This is a genomic window from Sediminivirga luteola (assembly GCF_014639315.1).
Lineage (GTDB): Bacteria > Actinomycetota > Actinomycetes > Actinomycetales > Brevibacteriaceae > Sediminivirga > Sediminivirga luteola.
Genome location: NZ_BMFY01000003.1, coordinates 243,165 through 261,285, shown reverse-complemented (window position 1 = coordinate 261,285; position 18,121 = coordinate 243,165). Strand labels below are relative to the sequence as shown.

The 18,121-nt window shown below is 70.3% G+C and carries 13 protein-coding genes; 3 read left to right on the top strand and 10 right to left on the bottom strand.

The window, feature by feature from the left end; all coding sequences use genetic code 11:
• Positions 1-6: 6 nt before the first annotated feature.
• Both IEW13_RS04635 and IEW13_RS04630 read left to right on the top strand, forming a co-directional pair.
• Complete coding sequence (locus tag IEW13_RS04635) at positions 7-729, top strand: TetR/AcrR family transcriptional regulator (protein WP_188549763.1); 723 nt, start codon at positions 7-9, stop codon at positions 727-729.
• Positions 726-2,738 carry an acyl-CoA dehydrogenase family protein gene (locus IEW13_RS04630; protein ID WP_188549762.1) on the top strand — a complete coding sequence of 671 codons (2,013 nt, stop codon included), beginning with the start codon at positions 726-728 and terminating at the stop codon, positions 2,736-2,738. The genes IEW13_RS04635 and IEW13_RS04630 overlap by 4 nt, the downstream gene beginning before the upstream one ends.
• Positions 2,739-2,771: 33 nt before the next feature.
• Here the strand turns inward: IEW13_RS04630 and metX are convergent, their stop codons facing one another.
• The 7 genes from metX to IEW13_RS04595 all read right to left on the bottom strand — a co-directional run bounded on the left by metX (position 2,772) and on the right by IEW13_RS04595 (position 12,486).
• Complete coding sequence (gene metX, locus IEW13_RS04625; protein ID WP_229744933.1) at positions 2,772-3,863, bottom strand: homoserine O-acetyltransferase MetX; 1,092 nt, start codon at positions 3,861-3,863, stop codon at positions 2,772-2,774.
• Between the two features lie 16 nt (positions 3,864-3,879).
• Positions 3,880-5,193, bottom strand: a complete 1,314-nt coding sequence (locus IEW13_RS04620; protein ID WP_188549761.1) for a bifunctional o-acetylhomoserine/o-acetylserine sulfhydrylase — start codon at positions 5,191-5,193, stop codon at positions 3,880-3,882.
• 146 nt (positions 5,194-5,339) lie between these two features.
• Positions 5,340-7,247 (bottom strand): DNA primase, encoded by a 1,908-nt coding sequence (gene dnaG, locus IEW13_RS04615; RefSeq protein WP_188549760.1) that lies wholly within the window; start codon positions 7,245-7,247, stop codon positions 5,340-5,342.
• A gap of 12 nt (positions 7,248-7,259) precedes the next feature.
• Positions 7,260-8,543 carry a deoxyguanosinetriphosphate triphosphohydrolase gene (locus IEW13_RS04610; protein WP_188549759.1) on the bottom strand — a complete coding sequence of 428 codons (1,284 nt, stop codon included), beginning with the start codon at positions 8,541-8,543 and terminating at the stop codon, positions 7,260-7,262.
• Between the two features lie 4 nt (positions 8,544-8,547).
• Complete coding sequence (gene dusB / locus IEW13_RS04605) at positions 8,548-9,738, bottom strand: tRNA dihydrouridine synthase DusB (protein ID WP_373283544.1); 1,191 nt, start codon at positions 9,736-9,738, stop codon at positions 8,548-8,550.
• A gap of 49 nt (positions 9,739-9,787) precedes the next feature.
• On the bottom strand, positions 9,788-11,062 hold the full coding sequence (locus tag IEW13_RS04600; RefSeq protein WP_188549757.1) for a YibE/F family protein: 1,275 nt from the start codon (positions 11,060-11,062) through the stop codon (positions 9,788-9,790).
• Positions 11,063-11,106: 44 nt separating this feature from the next.
• Positions 11,107-12,486, bottom strand: a complete 1,380-nt coding sequence (locus IEW13_RS04595) for a glycine--tRNA ligase (protein WP_188549756.1) — start codon at positions 12,484-12,486, stop codon at positions 11,107-11,109.
• A 296-nt stretch (positions 12,487-12,782) separates the two neighbouring features.
• Here IEW13_RS04595 and IEW13_RS04590 point away from each other — a divergent pair, with 296 nt between their 5' ends.
• On the top strand, positions 12,783-14,576 hold the full coding sequence (locus IEW13_RS04590; protein ID WP_188549755.1) for a DEAD/DEAH box helicase: 1,794 nt from the start codon (positions 12,783-12,785) through the stop codon (positions 14,574-14,576).
• Positions 14,577-14,649: 73 nt separating this feature from the next.
• On the opposite strand, the gene IEW13_RS04585 is transcribed toward IEW13_RS04590, so the two are convergent.
• Genes IEW13_RS04585 through leuA form a run of 3 tightly spaced genes read right to left on the bottom strand, consistent with a single transcriptional unit; the run spans position 14,650 to position 17,985 of the window.
• Positions 14,650-15,438, bottom strand: coding sequence for an isoprenyl transferase (locus tag IEW13_RS04585; RefSeq protein WP_188549754.1), 789 nt, complete (start codon positions 15,436-15,438; stop codon positions 14,650-14,652).
• The gene (recO, locus tag IEW13_RS04580; protein WP_188549753.1) at positions 15,435-16,190 is read right to left on the bottom strand and encodes a DNA repair protein RecO; all 756 of its coding nucleotides are present in this window, start codon (positions 16,188-16,190) and stop codon (positions 15,435-15,437) included. Before recO ends, IEW13_RS04585 begins: the two co-directional genes overlap by 4 nt.
• Positions 16,191-16,212: 22 nt before the next feature.
• A complete protein-coding gene (leuA, locus tag IEW13_RS04575; protein ID WP_188549752.1) occupies positions 16,213-17,985 on the bottom strand; it encodes a 2-isopropylmalate synthase in 1,773 nt (590 codons plus the stop codon).
• Positions 17,986-18,121 lie beyond the last annotated feature (136 nt).

Here is an 18,121-nt window from a genome sequence, read left to right as displayed (position 1 = left end):
AGTATCGTGAACCGAGTCACAGCCCCCCGCCCCCAGCTTCCCGACGGGCGCTCGACCCGATGGAACAAGCACCGCGAGGAACGCCGCCTGGAACTCCTGCGCGCCGTGCGCCACGTCGTGCACGAGGAGGGCCCCGAGGTCTCGATGGACACCATCGCGCAGCAGACCGGAACCTCCAAGACCGTCTTCTACCGGTACTTCGGCGACCGCAACGGCCTCCAGGACGCCGTCGGCGAATGGGCGATGAGCGTGATCGCCCGCAAGCTCGCCGACGCGTACCGGGCGCCCGGCACGGAAGAAGACACGGCGGAGAGCGGAACCGGTCCCGCCACCACGGCTGAACCCTCCCGGGAACGGCTGCGCGCCATGATCCGCGCGTACGCCGAACTCGGCGCCCGCTCCCCCGCCGTCTACGCCTTCGCGGCCCGCAGCGACGTCGTCGGCCCGCACCAGCTCCGTCCCGGCAGCTTCTACGAGGGCGTCGCCGAGCTGCTGCTCGGTGCCGTGGACTTGGACGGCCTGGACCCGGCAGGGCAGCGGCAGTGGGCCGCCGGCGCGATGGGCTTCGTCCGCGGATGCATGGACGAATGGCTCGCCGGCCGGGACGCCGCCGGAGGCGGGACCCGGGGCGAGCACGAGGCGCGGCAGCTGGCCGACCGCATCGCCGGCTGGCTCTGGCGAACGAGGAACGTCACCGAAGAAGCACACGGCCCCGAGGAGCACAGATGAGCGAGGAACCGCGGATCGACATCCGCGCCGTCGGCGATCTGCTGGACGGCACCTGGAAGGACGTGCGCCGGCAGACACGCGAGGTACTGGCCGGACAGGAGTTCCATCCACCGCTGGACGGCACCGTCGCGGACAAGCGGGCGTGGACGCTCGGTCGGCTGCATGCGCTGGTCGAGCACGGCACCGCCGCCCGGGCCTTCCCCGCGGAATTCGGCGGGCACGACGACAACGGCGGCAATCTGGCCGGATTCGAGGAACTCGTCGCCGCCGACCCGAGCCTGCAGATCAAGGGCGGAGTCCAATGGGGTCTGTTCGGCGGCGCGATCCTGCATCTGGGCACGGCCGAGCATCACCGCCGGTGGCTGCCCGGCGCGATCAGCCTGGAGATCCCCGGCGCCTTCGCCATGACGGAGACCGGGCACGGCTCGGATGTGGCCAGCCTGGCCACCATCGCGAAGTACGACCCGCAGACGGAGGAGTTCGAGATCACGACGCCCTTCCGGGCCGCCTGGAAGGATTACCTCGGCAATGCCGCGCAGGACGCCCGCGCCGCCGTCGTCTTCGCCCAGCTGGAGACGCTGGGGGTCCGGCACGGCGTGCACGCGTTCTTCGTGCCGATCCGGGATGACAACGGCGCTTTCCTGCCAGGTATCGGCGGCGAGGACGACGGCCCCAAGGGCGGCCTGAACGGCGTCGACAACGGGCGGCTGCACTTCGATCACGTCCGCGTCCCCCGGACCAATCTGCTCAACCGGTACGGCGATGTGGCACCCGACGGCACCTACAGCTCCCCCATCGCCAGCCCCGGACGGCGCTTCTTCACCATGCTGGGCACCCTGGTGCAAGGCAGGGTCTCGCTGGACGGAGCCGCCGTGACCGCCGCGAAACTCGGCCTGGACATCGCGATCCGCTACGGTCTCCAGCGGCGCCAGTTCTCCGGTTCCGACGAGCACCGCGAGACAGTCCTGCTGGACTACCAGCGGCATCAGCGCAGGCTCTTCCCGCTGCTGGCGAAGACCTACGCCGCGCAGTTCGCCCACGAGCAGCTGCTGACCGAGTTCGACCGCGTCTTCTCCGGCACCGACGACTCGGACGAAGCCCGTCAGCTGCTGGAGACCGAGGCCGCCGGCTTCAAAGCGCTGTCGACCTGGCAGGCGCTGGACACCCTGCAAGAGTGCCGGGAGGCATGCGGCGGCCAGGGGTTCCTGGCCGAGAACCGGATCACCGGCCTGCGTGCTGACCTCGACGTCTACGCCACCTTCGAGGGGGACAACACCGTCCTGCTCCAACTGGTCGCCAAGCGCCTGCTGGCCGACTACTCCAAGGAGTTCCGCAACATCGACGCCGGCGGCGTGGCACGGTTCATCGCCACGCAGGCCGCGGAGTTCACCCTGCACCGCAGCGGCCTGCGGAACCTCGGCGAATCCGTCGCCGATGCGATCCCTACCGCGCCGATCGGACTGCGGCTGCGCGCGGTGGAGGCTCAGACCGAGCTGATCGCCAGCCGCGCCCAGACCATGGTGGCGGAACTGGCGCGGAATCTGCGGCCGGCCGCCAAACTCCCCCGCGCCGAGGCGGCCGCGCTGTTCGACCGGAACCAGCACGAGCTGATCGAGACCGCCCGCGCGCATGTGGAACTGCGGCAGTGGCGGCTGTTCTGCGACGCCGTGGAACGGGTCCAGGATCCGGGCACCCGTAAGGTGCTGGCACGTCTGCGCGATCTGTTCGGGCTCACGCTCATCGAGGAGCACATCGGCTGGCACCTGATGTACGGCCGGCTCTCGATGAAGCGGGCCCGGGAGGTCGGGCCCACGATCGAACGGCTCCTGGTCAAGCTGCGGCCGCATGCGCTCGATCTGGTCGAGGCGTTCGGCTACGGGCCCGGGCACCGCCGGGCGCCGATCGCCACCGACGCCGAGAGTGTCCGGCAGCGCGAGGCCTGGGAGTGGCAGCGCCGCCGGCGTGCCTCCCGGGACCAGCCGCGCGAGGAGAAGCACCTGCGCCGGTGAGGAACGCCGGGCACGGTTCCGGGCGGAGTCCGCTTAAGCGAACACCGTCGCGGCGAGGATGGCGGCCAGCTGATCGTGCTCCATGAGGAACCCGTCATGCCCGCGCAGGCTGCGGATGGTGTGCACTCCCGGCGGTGAGGGCAGTGCCCGGTCGATCTCCTCCAGCTGCGCGGGTGGGTACAGCCGGTCGGTGTCGATGGCGATGAGCGTGACGCCGGCCTGGATCCGCCCGAGCGCCTCCTGCAGCCCGCCGCGCCCGCGGGTGACGTCGTGGTCCCGCAGCGCACGCGTGAGCACCGCGTAGGAACCGGCGTCGAACCGGTTCACGAGCTTCCGGGCCTGATGGTCCAGGTAGCTGTCCACCTGGTAGTACTCGGGCCGTTCGCCCGGCCGGCTGGTCCGCTGCCGCGCGCGGCCGAACCGCGTGTCCAGCTCGCTGCCGTGCCGGTAGGTCAGATGCGCGATGCGCCGGGCCAGGCCCAGCCCGTTCTCCGGGCTCCGGCCCAGGGCCAGGTAGTCGCCGCCGCAGTACTCGGGATCCGATTCGATCGCGATCAGCTGGGTGTGGGCCCAGGCGATCTGGTCCGCATTGGAGTACGCCGGGGCGGCCAGCACCACCAGGCGCTCCACCCGCTCCGGGTGCATGATGGCCCACTCCAGGGCGCGGGCTCCGCCCATCGACCCGCCGATGACGGTGTGCCAGGCGGCGATCCCCAGATGATCGGCCAGCCGGGCCTCCAGGGTGACCCCGTCACGCAGTGTGACGCCGGGGAACCGGGACCCGTAGGGCAGCCCGTCGCCCGGAGAGGCGCTGGCCGGGCCCGTCGTGCCCCCGCAGCCGCCGAGCATATTGGCGCAGACGACGAAGTACCGGTCCGTGTCGATGGCGGCGCCCGGGCCCACCATCGGACCCCACCAGCCGGCCTCGTCCGCGTCGTCGTGCGCGGCGACATGGCTGTTGGCGGTCAGCGCGTGCTGGATCAGGACTGCGTTGGAGCCGTCCGGCGCCAGCGTGCCGTAGGTCTCGTAGGCGAGCGTGACGCGCTCCAGCACGCGTCCCGACTCCAGCTGCAGCTCCCCCGTGTCGAGGAACTGCAGCCTGGAGGCGGGCGCATGCAGGATCACGGAATCGGACAGGGAGTCACGGGAGGCGGGCAGCGTCGAAACCCTTTCTCAGATCGGCCAGGATATCGTCGATGTGTTCCAGGCCGACGGAGAGCCGGACCAGGCCGGGGGCGACGCCCGCCGAACGCTGCTGCTCCTCGTTCAGCTGGGAGTGTGTCGTGGAGGCCGGGTGGATCACGAGCGAGCGGACATCGCCGATATTGGCCACCAGGGAGTGCAGCTCCAGCGCGTTGACGAACGCCACCGCGGCGTCGTAGCCGCCGGCGATCTCGAAGGCCAGCACGGAGCCGACGCCGCGCGGGGCGTAGCGCTTGCCGCGCTCGTACCACGGGCTGGACGGCAGCCCGGCGTAGGCGACCGACTGCACCTGCTCGTGCGCCTCGAGCCACTCGGCCACGCGCTGGGCGTTGGCCACGTGCCGTTCGATGCGCAGGCTCAGCGTCTCCAGGCCCTGTAGCAGGAGGAACGAGTTGAACGGCGCCAGCGCCGGGCCCAGATCGCGCAGCAGCTGCACGCGCAGTTTGATGCCGAAGGACACGTTCGCGCCGAACGGCGAGTCCGGGCCAAGGTCGCGGGCGAAGACGAGCCCGTTGTAGGACGGGTCTGGCTGGTTGAAGCCGGGGAACCGTTCCGGGTCCTGGCTGAAGTCGAAACTGCCGCCGTCGACGACCACGCCGGCGATCGCCGTGCCGTGGCCGCCCAGGTACTTGGTGGCCGAGTGCACGACGACGTCCGCGCCGTGCTCCAGCGGCCGGACGAGGTACGGCGTGGCGAGGGTGTTGTCGACGATGAGCGGGACCCCGGACTGATGGGCGACATCGGCGACCGCCTCGATGTCCAGCACGTCCTGCCGGGGATTGGAGATGGTCTCGGCGAAGAACGCCTTGGTATTGGGACGCGCCGCCGCGCGCCACTGGTCCAGGTCATCCGGATCGGTGACGAAGGTGACCTCGATGCCGAACTTCGGCAGAGTCTGGTCGAGCAGGTTGTAGGTGCCCCCGTAGAGGCTCGGGCTGGCGACGATGTGATCTCCGGCCTGCGCCACGTTGAACAGCGCCAGGGATTCGGCCGCCTGGCCCGAGCCGAGCGCGACGGCACCCACCCCGCCCTCCAGATCAGCCAGCCGCTGCTCCACGACCTCATTGGTGGGGCCGCCGATTCGCGTGTAGATGGGGCCCAGCTCAGCAAGCGCGAAGCGGTCGGCGGCGGTCTTGACGCTGTCGAAGACGAAGGACGTCGTCTGGTAGATGGGCACGGCGCGCGCACCGGTCGTGGGGTCCGGTACCTGCCCGGCATGGATCTGCCGCGTCTCGAATGACCACTCGCTCATGACGTCCTCCTGGGAATCGCTGCTGGCGGGCGACGCTGCCCGGATCCTCGCATGTTCGTGCCCAGTGTGTCCCGCGCGCCGCCGTGATCAGCGCGGGGACTGTCACATGCCGTCACGAAGGGGCAGGCGATAGAAGGGCGCGGGCCCTAGAAGGTCGCGCGCAGCCGGGCGCGGTTGGCCTCGAGCACCTGCAGCTGGCGGAGGATGTGCTGCTGCTCCTGCGGGTTGGAGTCCCCGATCTGCTGGAGCCGGGCGTGCATGTCCCCGGCGATGCGCAGCATGTCCAGATCGAACAACCGCGCCACCACGGCCTTGCAGTACCGTTCCAGCGCGGCCCCTGGCTGGGCCGGCAGCGGCGCCACCGCGAGTTCGCCGACCAGCGGCGCCACCTCCGGCAGCGCGTTCTGCCGCACCCTCTCCGGCCAGCCCTGAGGCGTCTTCGCTGCCGCGGCCACTCCCCCGGCGGCGCGCATCGCCTCATGCACGTGCCGGAACGCCGGGACCGTGAACACCGAGCCGTCCAGCCGGTCGAACAGCCTCGCGTTGACGAATCCTGGTTGCTGCAGCACGACCTGGAGCGCCTGCCGCTGCACCTGCGCCTTGGGATCGGCCGGGTCCGCACCCCAGTGGTTATGCGGTCCGACCGCCGGCGGCGGCAGTTGCTCCCCGCTGCCGGGCGCACCCGCATCCAGGCGGCCGCGGGGCCCCTCGGCCGCCGGCGCGCCGGCCCGCCGCGCGGCGCTGCGCACCGCGGCGGTGACCTCCTCGACCTCGACGCCGATGCGCCCGGCGACGAACCGGGCGTAGTGCGGCTGCAGCGAGCGGTCGCGGATGCCGGCAACGACCGGCGCCACGGCGCGGACGGCGCGCACCCGCCCCTCCACGGTGCTCAGGTCGATGCCGGCCAGCGTCGAGGTGAGCGCGAACTCGAACAGCGGACGGCGGCCGGAGACCAGCTCGCGCACGGCCTCGTCGCCGCGCTGCTGCCGTAAGTCGCAGGGGTCCAGGCCGCCGGGCTCCACCGCCACGAAGGTCTGGGCGACGAAGCGCTGATCCAGCTCGAACGCCTTCAGCGCCGCTTTCCGGCCGGCCTCGTCGCCGTCGAAGGTGAAGATGACCTCGCCGGAGTGCGCCGCGTCGTCGGAGAGCATCCGGCGCACCACCCGGATGTGCTCGGGCCCGAAGGCGGTGCCACAGGTCGCCACCGCCGTCTCGATGCCGGCCAGATGGCAGGCCATCACATCGGTGTAGCCCTCGACCACGACGATCTGCTTCGTCTTGGCGATCGCCCGCTTAGCCAGATCGATCCCGTAGAGCACCTGGTTCTTGTGATAGAGCTGCGTGTCCGGGGTGTTGAGGTACTTCGGCCCCTGATCGTCCTCGTACAGCCGGCGGGCCCCGAAGCCGATCGTATTGCCGGCGACATCGCGGATCGGCCACATCAGCCGGCCGCGGAACCGGTCGTACCCGCCCCGGTTCCCCTGGCTCGCCAGCCCGCCGGCGAGGATCTCCTCCGTCGTGTAGCCGCGGCCGCGCAGATGCTTGCCCAGGGCGTCCCAGCTGCGCGGGGCGAATCCCACCCCGAAGTGCTCGGCCGCCTGCCGGTCGAAACCCCGCTCGGACAGGAAGCCACGGGCGATCGCCGCTTCCGGGCTCTCCAGCTGCTCGCGGAAGAACTGCAGCGCCACGGCGTGCATATCGACCAGGCGCTGGCGCTTGCCCATCTGCTCGCGGTCCGGTCCTGCGCCCTCCTCGTAGCGCAGCTGGACGCCGGCCTGCGCGGCGAGGCGCTCGACCGCCTCGGCGAAGGTGACGTGGTCCATCTTCTGCAGGAAGGTGAACACATCGCCGCTCTCGCCGCAGCCGAAGCAGTGGTACATCCCGGCCTGCGGCCGCACGTGGAACGAGGGGGTGCGCTCGTCGTGGAAGGGGCACAGTCCCTTCATCGAGTCCACGCCGGCGTTCTTCAAGGTGACGTGGGCGGACACCACCTCGTCGATGCGGGTGCGGGCGCGCACCTCGTCGATGTCCTCCCTGCGGATCAGGCCGGCCATCGCCGCTCCCGGTCAGAACCTGTCATGGGCACCCGCATGGATCGAATGGTAGACGCTCCAGGCCGAATGGTCCGTCAGGGAGGCGATCTGATCGATCACGACCCGCAGCCGCTCCGCGTCCGTCTCCGCCTCCCGGTGATCGGCGGCGAACATCGGCTCCAGGGCCTCAGGCTTGGCCTGGAAGTAGTCGGCGAGGTCGAAGAGCACCTGCTGCTGGATCTCCTGCAGCCGCAGCCGGTCCTCGGCCACCATGACGGTCAGCGTGGAGAGTCCCTTGAGCACGGCGATCTCCACCGCCGTGGCCTCCGGGACCATCAGGCGTCCCTCGTAGCGGGCCAGCGGCTCGTAGCCGTACTCCTCCCGCGTGGCCGCCTCCGCGGCGGCGGCGAACCGGCCGATGAGCTGGCTCGTCATATGCTTCAGGCTCGCCTGCGCGCGGCGGCTGCCGTCGTAGTCGTGCTGCCAGTACGAGCAGGCCGTCAGCCGGTCCAGGGCGCCGGTGATGTCCTCGGCGGAGACCTCCGGCAGGTACCACCGCCGGGTGATGTCCACCAGGCCGGCGCGCACCTCGTCCCGGCCGAGGCTCGACAGGTCCAGGTGGCCGCCGACCACGGCATCCTCCATATCGTGCACCGAATAGGAGATGTCATCGGCCAGGTCCATCAGCTGGGCCTCCAGGCATCGCTGACCGTCCGCCCGGCCGTTGCGGCACCAGCGGAACACCTCCAGATCGTCGGCGTAAACGCCGAACTTCTGCAGCCGGGACGACTCCCCGGTCACGGGCGGCGCCTCCTCCAGCGGCCACGGATACTTGATCACCGCGTCCAGCGTGGCCCGGGTGAGGTTCAGCCCGGCGGGGCGGCCGGAGGGCCAGGCGACTTTCGGCTCGAGCCGGGTGAGCAGGCGCAGGGTCTGCGCATTCCCCTCGAACCCGCCGATGTCCGCGGCGATACGCGCCAGCGCGGTCTCCCCGTTGTGCCCGAACGGCGGATGCCCGAGGTCGTGGCTCAGGCAGGCGGCGTCCACGATATCGGGATCGCAGCCCAAGTACCGGGCGAGCTCGCGCCCGACCTGGGCGACCTCCAGCGAATGGGTCAGCCGGTTCCGGACGAAGTCGTCGCTGCCGGGCGAGACCACCTGGGTCTTTGCCCCCAGCCGCCGCAGCCCGGAAGAGTGCAGCACCCGTGCCCGGTCACGCTGGAAGGCGGAGCGGCGCGGGTTCTTCGCGCGCTCGGTGACCCAGCGCTCCCGGTCCTCGGCGGAGTACCCGGCCACCTGGCCGGTCAGGATGTCCATCCGCTCAGCCTCCCGAGACGTCAAGCTCGGCCTCGTGCAGCTCGCGTGAGCGCTGCTCGTCCACGCGCCTGGACTCCAGCCAGCGTTCGGGCAGCACGGGACGCTTGGGACGCCCGGCTCGGCCGCGGGTGCCCTCGGCATCGGCGCCCGGGTAGGGGGCCTCGCGGTCCAAGCCGGAGAGGATCTCCCGCAGTTCGGCCAGGGAGGAGACCATCGCCAGCGCCCGGCGGGCATCGCCGCCGATGGCGTATCCCTTGAAGTACCAGGCCATGTGCTTGCGCAGGTCCCGGACCCCGCGGAACTCCTCCTCGAAGTGCTCCACCAGGTAGGTGCCATGCCGGTAGACCGCGTCGGCCACCTCACCCAGGGACGGGCGGTGCCGGAAGTCCAAGCCGTTCAGGGCCGCGGCGAGGTCGCCGAAGAGCCAGGGCCGTCCCTGGCAGCCCCGCCCGATCACGACGCCGTCGCAGCCGGTGGTGCGCATCATCTCCAGCGCGTCCTCCGCGGCGAAGATGTCCCCGTTGCCGAGCACCGGCACGGTGTCCCCCAGCTCGTCCTTCAGCCGGGCGATGGCATCCCAGTCGGCCCTGCCGGAGTAGAAGTCCGCGGCGGTGCGGGCATGCAGCGCCACGGAGGCGACGCCCGCGTCCCTGGCGATCCGCCCGGCCTCCAGATAGGTCAGGTGATCGGCGTCGATGCCCTTGCGCATCTTGACGGTCAGCGGGATGTCCCCCCGGGATGCCTCTGCGACCGCCGTGCGCACGATGGCGGTGAACAGGTCGAGCTTCCAGGGCAGTGCCGCGCCGCCGCCCTTGCGGGTCACCTTCGGCACGGGGCAGCCGAAGTTCAGATCGATGTGGTCGGCGCGGTCCTCCTCCACCAGCATCCGCACCGCCTGCCCGACCGTGACCGGGTCCACGCCGTACAGCTGCACCGAACGCGGTGTCTCGTACGGCTCGTGATGGATGATGCGCATGCTGGTGGGCGTGCGCTCCACGAGCGCACGCGAGGTGACCATCTCGGTGACGTACAGCCCGGCGCCGTACTCGCGGCACATGCGGCGGAACGCAGTGTTGGTGATGCCCGCCATGGGGGCCAGGACGACGGGGCTGTCCAGGACCAGGTTCCCGATGCGCAGCGGAGCGCGCCCGGGCACGGCCGGCTCGGCGCCGGCGGGCACGGCGGCAGTGGTGATGGTGGTGTTCACGCCATCCATTGTCTCAAACCGCCCCAAATCGCGTGCCCTATGCCGTCGCCTCCGCGGGTGCCTCGCCGGGTGCTTCCTCGGGTGCCTGGGTGGCGAAGGAGATGAGCACCGCGATCGCCGTCGTCATCGGGATCGCCAGCACCAGGCCGATCGAGCCCACCAGGGTCCGGGCCACCTCGACCGCGATGTCCCCCATCGTCAGCGCGTCGATCAGGGAGCGGTCGAGCACGGTGATCAGCAGCAACGTCGCCAGGGCGGCGCCGGCGTAGGCGAAGGCGATGGTGTAGACGGTCGAGGCGATATGGTCCCGGCCGATGCGCATGGCCCGGGCGAACACGCCCCTGGGCCCCAGCGCGGGACTCGATTCGCGCAGTTCCCAGACGGCGGACGCCTGGGTGATGGTGACGTCGTTGAGCACGCCGAGGCCGGCGATCACCATGCCGCACATGATCAAGCCGCGCGGATCGATGCTGGCCAGGGAGTCAAGGACGTAGGCATCCTCGCTGTAGACCCCGGCGAGATTCGACCAGTCGGTCATCCAGGCACCCAGCAGGGTCGTGATGACGATGCCGGCGATGGTGCCCAGCAGTGCCGTCGAGGTGCGGGCGGTCAGTCCGTGCGCCAGATACAGCACCAGGTACATGATCACGGTCGAGGCGATGAGGGCCACCAGCAGCGGCGGGTGCCCGGCCACGAGCGCCGGCAGCATGAAGCCGAGCATGATGCCGAAGGCGAGGCCGAGGCCGATGAGCGCCCGCAGACCGCGCCAGCCGGCCACCGCGACGACGACCAGGGCATAGAGCGCCGCCAGCAGCCCCAGCGGCACCGTGCGGTCGTAGTCGACGAAGACGAAATCCGTCGTCACTCCGAACGCGCCCGGATCCTCGGCTGCCAGCTGAGGGTCGTCGGCGAAGAGATCGGGATCTTCGGACAGGTCGATCACCCGGACGGCGTCGCCGGCCTCGACCCCCGCCGCCACCGCCTCGGGCGGCAGGTAGAGACTGCCGGTGCGCTCGCCGACCTGGACTTCCACCCGGGCGCAGCCATCGGCCGGCATCGGGTCCTGCGGCTGGCAGTCGCTCAGATCCGCTGCGACCACCTGACCGCGGAGGAAGTCGCTGCCGCCGAAGGCAGCATCGCCGGAGGCCCCGCCGCCGGCCTGGCTGCCCGAGGGCCACAGCAGGATCATGCCCAGTACGGCGGCCAGGCCCAGCGGGACCAGGATGCACAGCATCGCCCACACCGCCCGGCGGCGGGACGAACGCTGGCGCCTGGTCAGGGACCGCGGCGCGTGACTATGCCCTGCGCCCATGACTGAGCCGCCTCACCTCGCCGACCTTCTCACCGGCTGCCGGCTCAGGCGCCCTTGAGCCCGGGCGCCAGGTAATCGGCCACCTGGGAGAGCGCGACGCGCTCCTGCGACATGTCGTCGCGGCGCCGGATGGTCACGGCGTCGTCGTCGAGGGAGTCGAAGTCCACCGTGATGCAGAACGGCGTGCCGATCTCGTCCTGGCGGCGGTACCGGCGGCCGATGGCGCCGGCGTCGTCGAAGTCCACGTTCCAGCTGCCGCGCAGCTCCTCGGCGAGAGCCTTGGCCTTGGGCGTGAGCCTCTCGTTGCGGCTCAGCGGCAGGACCGCTGCCTTGACCGGGGCCAGGCGCGGGTCCAGTTTCAGCACGGTGCGGGTGTCGACGCCGCCCTTGGCGTTGGGCGCCTCGTCCTCGGTGTAGGCGTCGATCAGGAACGCCATCATGGAGCGGGTCAGGCCGAAGGAGGGCTCGATCACGTAGGGCGTGTAGCGCTCGCCCGAGGCCTGGTCGAAGTACTGCAGCTTGGCGCCGGAGGCCTCCGAGTGCTGGCTCAAGTCGTAGTCGGTGCGGTTCGCCACGCCCATCAGCTCCCCCCAGGGCTTGCCCTGGAAGCCGAACTCGTACTCGATGTCGATGGTGCCGGCCGAGTAGTGGGCGCGCTCCTCCTCGGGCACGTCCAGGCGCCGCATGTGGCTCTCGTCGATACCCAGATCCGTGAACCAGTTCCAGCAGTCCTCCACCCAGCGGTCGAACCAGGCGGCGGCGTCGTCCGGATGGGTGAAGAACTCGATCTCCATCTGCTCGAACTCGCGGGTCCGGAAGATGAAGTTGCCGGGCGTGATCTCGTTCCGGAACGCCTTACCGATCTGGCCGATGCCGAACGGCGGCTTCTTCCGGGCGGTGGTGAGCACATTGGTGAAGTTCACGAAGATGCCCTGCGCGGTCTCCGGACGCAGGTAGTGCAGGCCCTCTTCGTTGTCCACCGGGCCCAGATAGGTCTTGACCAGACCGGAGAAGTTCTGCGGCTCGGTCCACTGGCCACGCGTGCCGCAGTCCGGGCACACGATCTCCGTCATATCCTGCGCGGGCCGGCCGTGCTTGTCCGCGAAGCCCTCCTGAAGGTGGTCCTGGCGGTGCCGCTTGTGGCAGCTGGTGCATTCCACCAGCGGGTCCACGAACGTCGCCACGTGGCCGGAGGCCTCCCAGACCCGTTTGGGCAGGATGATGGAGGAGTCCAGGCCGACCATGTCGCCGCGCGAGCGCACGAAGGTGCGCCACCACTGCTGCTTGATGTTCTCTTTCAGCTCCACACCCAGGGGCCCGTAGTCCCAGGCGGAACGCGAGCCGCCGTAGATCTCACCGGCCTGATAGACGAAGCCGCGCCGCTTTGCCAGGGCGATGACGGAATCGAGCGTGGAAGGTGCCACAGTGCGTGAGACTCCTCGGGTGCGAAGGACGGATAACGACCTGTACGTGCGATGTACAGCCGCAGTCCAGCCTAACCGATCCACCGGTGCGCGACCGGTGGCTGTGAGCCCGCGCGATGCGGTAGGATGGGGGTACACCACACATTCAATCGGCTTTGTCGTGCCCGCGCGCTGTGCCCCTGGCCGCGCGCCGGAGTGATCTTCTCGATCCCGATCCCGCAGTACGCTCACGCCGACCTCTCCCTGCGTCTCCACTCTGGGCGTATGGCCGCGTGTGCGAAACCGGAAGCGAATCCATGAACGACACCCACCCCACCACGGCCCCCGCCAGCGGAGCCGGTCCCGACGAGCTGCCCCCGTTCAGCTCCTTCTCCCTGAATCCCCGCATCCTCGACGCCCTGACCGCCGTCGGCTACGAGCGTCCCTCCCCCATCCAGGCGCAGACCATCCCGCCGCTGCTGGAGGGCCGCGACGTCGTCGGCCTGGCCCAGACCGGCACCGGTAAGACGGCGGCGTTCGCCCTCCCGGTGCTCAGCCGCCTCGCCGACGCCGGCCAGGTGGGCCCCAGACCGGAGGGTCCCGCGGTCCTGGTGCTCACTCCGACCCGCGAACTGGCCCTGCAGGTGGCGGAGGCTTTCTCCAGCTACGCCGCGCAGCTGCCCGGCTTCTCCATCCTGCCGATCTACGGCGGCCAGTCCTACGGGCCCCAGCTGGCCGGCCTGCGCCGCGGCGCGCCCGTCGTCGTGGGCACTCCCGGCCGTGTGATCGACCATCTGAAGAAGGGGTCCCTGAAGCTCGACTCGCTTCAGCACCTGGTGCTGGACGAAGCCGATGAGATGCTCAAGATGGGTTTCGCGGAGGACATCGAGGAGATCTTCTCCACCACCCCGGCGGACCGCCAGGTGGCGCTGTTCTCCGCGACGATGCCCGCCTCGATCTCGAAGATCGCGGGGAAGTACCTCAACGACCCGCTCTCGGTGACGGTGAAGTCCAAGACCACCACCGGAGCGAACATCCGGCAGCGGTTCCTGCACGTGAACCATGCGCACAAGCTCGACGCGCTCACCCGCATCCTCGAGGTGGAGCAGTACGACGGGATCATCATCTTCGTGCGCACCAAGCAGGCGACCGAAGAGCTCGCCGACAAGCTGCGCGCCCGCGGGCTGTCCGCGGCCGCCATCAACGGCGACATCCCGCAGCAGGCCCGGGAACGCACGGTGGAGCAGCTCAAGAGCGGCAGCATCGACATCCTGGTGGCCACCGATGTCGCTGCCCGCGGCCTCGATGTGGAACGCATCGAGCTGGTGGTCAACTACGACATCCCGCACGACACCGAGTCCTATGTGCACCGAATCGGCCGCACCGGCCGGGCGGGCCGCTCCGGTGAGGCGATCCTGTTCGTCACCCCGCGCGAGCGGCATCTGCTCCGCGCCATCGAACGGGCCACCCGCCAGCGGGTCGCGCAGCTGGAGCTGCCGACCGTGGAGGAGCTCACGAACTCGCGCATCGAACGGTTCATGGACCGGATCACGAAGGCCCGCACGACGACGGACCTCACGGAGTTCGTCCAGGTGGTCGAACTGTACGAGTCTGCGCACGACGTCCCCGCTACGGAGATCGCCGCTGCCCTGGCCGCGTTGCTGCTCGACGGCGAGTCCCTCACCGCGCAGCCGCTGCCCGAGCCCGTGGTCCGCAAGGACCGCGAGGGACGGGACAAGCGGGACGGCCACCCCGGCGGCCGGGAACGCCGCCGGGAGGAGGGCATGGCCACCTACCGCATCGCGGTGGGCCGCCAGCAGCGCCTGCAGCCGGGATCCGTCGTCGGCGCCCTGGCCAATGAGGGCGGAATCCCCAGCGCGCAGATCGGCAATATCGACATCCGCGCCGACCACACCCTGGTGGATCTACCGGAGAACCTGTCCCGGGAGACGCTGGACCGGCTGTCCGGCACCCGCATCGGCGGCCGCCGGATCGAGCTGCGGCCGGACACCGGCAGGCCGGGCCGTCCGTTCAAGCGCGGCGCGCACCGCCACGCCACGCGCCCGGCGGGCGACCGGAAGCGCAAGGACTTCAAGCCCGGCAAGTTCTGACCGCTCGCCCGTCCCTGGCCGCTGTGAGCGGTCAGGGACGGGCGGTGATCACCACCGCCCAGGGCCTGCGACCTTACTGCGTGCCCGGGGTGCCGGGTTTGTCGACCGCGCCGCCGTAGCGGCGGTCCCGGGAGGCGTATTCCTCGATGGCGCGCCACAGCGTCCGCCGGTCCACATCCGGCCACAGCACGTCCTGGAAGACGAGTTCGGCGTAGGCGGACTGCCAGAGCAGGAAGTTCGAGGTCCGCTGCTCCCCCGAGGAACGCAGGAACAGATCGACATCGGGGATCTCGGGGGCGTAGAGGCGGGCCCGGATGGACCGCTCGGTGAGCTTCCCGGGCCGGATCTCCCCGCGCGCGGCGGCCTCGGCGATCTCGTTGACGGCGTCGACGAGCTCGGCCCGGCCGCCGTAGTTGACGCAGAACTGCAGCGTCAGGCCGGTGTTGTGCCGGGTACGTTCCTGGGCGTCCTCCAGCTCGGCGATGACGCTGCGCCAGAGCCTGCCGCGCCGGCCCGACCAGACGATCCGCACGCCGAGCGCATCGAGTTCGTCCCTGCGGCGGCGGATCACATCGCGGTTGAACCCCATCAGGAAGCGCACCTCCTCGGGGCTGCGCTTCCAGTTCTCGGTGGAGAAGGCGTAGGCCGACAGGTACGGGATGCCGGCTTCGATGGCGCCGTACACCACATCCAGGAGCGCCGCCTCGCCGGCCTTGTGGCCTTCCGTCCGCGGCAGTCCGCGCTGGTTGGCCCAGCGGCCGTTGCCGTCCATCACCACGGCGATGTGGCTGGGCTTGAACTTCGCCGGGAGCTCCGGCGGCCGCGCGCCGGAGGGATGCGGCGGCGGAGCCGGATAGCTCATGCCGAGTCCACCAGCCGCATCGACCGCAGGCCGCGCTCCAGATGCCACTGCAGGTAGGCGTCCACCATGGCCGCGACCTCACGCCGGGTCCGCTCATCGGCGGTGTCGGCGACCGGCCAGTCGCCGGTGAGCAGCGCCGTGAGCACCCGCATCGTCTCCGGTGCCGGTGCCAGCGCGCCGGGCGTCCGGCAGCTGGCGCACACCGCCCCGCCCAGCGGCGGCTGGAAGGAGCGCTGCGGGCCGGGCGCCCCGCACTGCGCGCAGTCGTACAGCGAGGGCGCCCAGCCGGCCAGGGACAGGGCGCGCAGCAGATAGGCGTCCAGCGCCAGGCGCGGATGGTGCTGCCGCCCGGCGAGCGAGCGCAGCGCGGAGAGCAGCAGCAGATAGTGCTGCCGGGTGGAGGTGTCCTCCTCCGTCAGGCGCTGCGCCGCCTCCGCCATCGCGGAGGCGGCGGTGTAGCCGAGATAGTCGGCGGCCAGCTGCCCGCCGAAGGGCTCGAGCAGCTCCACCTGGGTGACCACGTCGAGGCTGCGGCCCCGGTGCAGCTGGACGTCCACCACCATGAACGGCTCCAGCCGCGAGCCGAACCGCGACTTGGTGCGGCGCACGCCCTTGGCGACGGCACGGACCTGGCCGTGCTCACGGGTCAGCAGGGTGACGATGCGGTCGGCCTCGCCCAGCTTGTGCGTGCCCAGGACGATGCCCTCGTCCCTGAACTGCCTCGCCTGCTGGGTGCGCCATGCCTGTGCCACAGGGACTATTCTGGCACGGCCTTCAGCTGCGATGCGCGCGATTCACCGCCGACACGACCGCTTTCAGCGTGGCGCGGGTGATGTTCGGGTGCAGGCCGGCTCCCCACAGCACGCGATCGCCGATGGCGCACTCGACATAGGCGGCCGCATTGACCTCCGCCCCGGCGCCGATCGCGTGCTCCACATAGTCCTGCACGCGCAGGTCCAGGTCGAAATGCTCGGAGAGGATGTTCACCAGCGCGTCGAGCGGCCCGGTGCCGCGGCCCTCATAGGTACGCTCCTGGCCGTCCACGACCATGTCCACCTCGATCCGCTCGGACTTCACCAGCCCTTCCTCGTCCGCGGCGGACTCGGTGCGCAGTCCCTCCACCCGGAACCGGCCCCAGGCGGCATCCGTCGTCTCGGCCGGCAGGTACTCATCGGCGAAGATCTCCCACAGCACCGGCGCGGAGACCTCGCCGCCGGAGGCCTCGGTGCGCCGCTGGACCACCTGGGAGAACTCCACCTGCATCCGCCGGGGCAGATCCAGCTGGTACTCGGTCTTGAGCAGATAGGCCACCCCGCCCTTGCCGGACTGGGAGTTCACCCGGATGACCGCCTCGTAGCTGCGGCCCACGTCCTGCGGGTCGACCGGCAGATAGGGCATGTCCCATTCCATCCGGCTGACCGGGATGCCGGCCTCCTCGGCACGCTTCTCGCGATCGGCGAAGGCCTTATTGATGGCGTCCTGGTGCGAACCGGAGAACGAGGTGAACACCAGATCGCCGCCGTAGGGATGGCGCTCGTGCACCCCGATCTGGTTGCAGTGCTCGACCGTGCGGATCACCTCGTCGATGTCCGAGAGATCCAGCTCGGGATCGACGCCCTGGGTGTACAGGTTCAGCGCCACGGTCACCAGATCGAGGTTGCCGGTCCGCTCGCCGTTGCCGAACAGGCAGCCCTCCACGCGGTCCGCGCCGGCCAGCAGGCCCAGCTCGGCCGCGGCGACGCCGGTCCCCCGGTCGTTGTGCGGATGCAGGGACACGGCGATGTGCTCCCGGTCCGGCAGATGGCGGATGAACCACTCGATCTGATCCGCATAGGCGTTGGGCGTGCCCCGTTCGACGGTGGCCGGCAGGTTCACCACGGTCTCCCGGCCGGCTTCCGGCCCCCACTGGTCCATCACGGCGCCGACGATCTCCAGGGCGAAGTCGGGCTCGGTGTCCACGAAGATCTCCGGGGAGTACTGATAGCCGAAGTCGGCGCCGGAGAGCATCGACTCGGCGTGCTTCATCACCGCCTGGGTACCGCGGACCGCGATGTCCTGCGTCTGGGCCCGGCCGTCGCCGTCGAAGCCGAAGACGACCTTCCGGAACACCGGCGCGGTCGCGTTGTACATGTGCACGGTGGGTTTGGCGGCGCCGCGCAGCGACTCGACGGTGCGCTCGATCAGGTCCTCACGGGCCTGGGTCAGCACCGAGATGCGCACATCGTCGGGGATCGCGTCCTCTTCGATGATCTGCCGCACGAAGTCGTAGTCCACCTGGCTGGCCGCCGGGAAGCCGACCTCGATCTCCTTGAACCCGAGCTTGACCAGCAGATCGAACATCCTGCGCTTGCGCTCGGGGGACATCGGGTCGATCAGGGCCTGGTTGCCGTCACGCAGATCCGTACTGAGCCAGCGCGGCGCCTTGGTGAGGCGCTTGTCCGGCCAGGTGCGGTCCGGCAGCTGCAGGGGGATGCGGTCGTAGAACGACTTGTACTTCCCGAAGGGCATCGGGCTGGGCTGTTGCAGATTGGGGCGACCGTTCGTCATGTCTGTCCTCGTCCTCGTGTGATGCTTGCGCGGCCTTTGAGCAGGCTTCACTCCGCGGCGAGGGCGGCCTGAAGATGAACTAGGCCTCGCCGCGGCGGATAAGGAGGAGGAGCTCCGTGGTCACGTGCCCATGCTA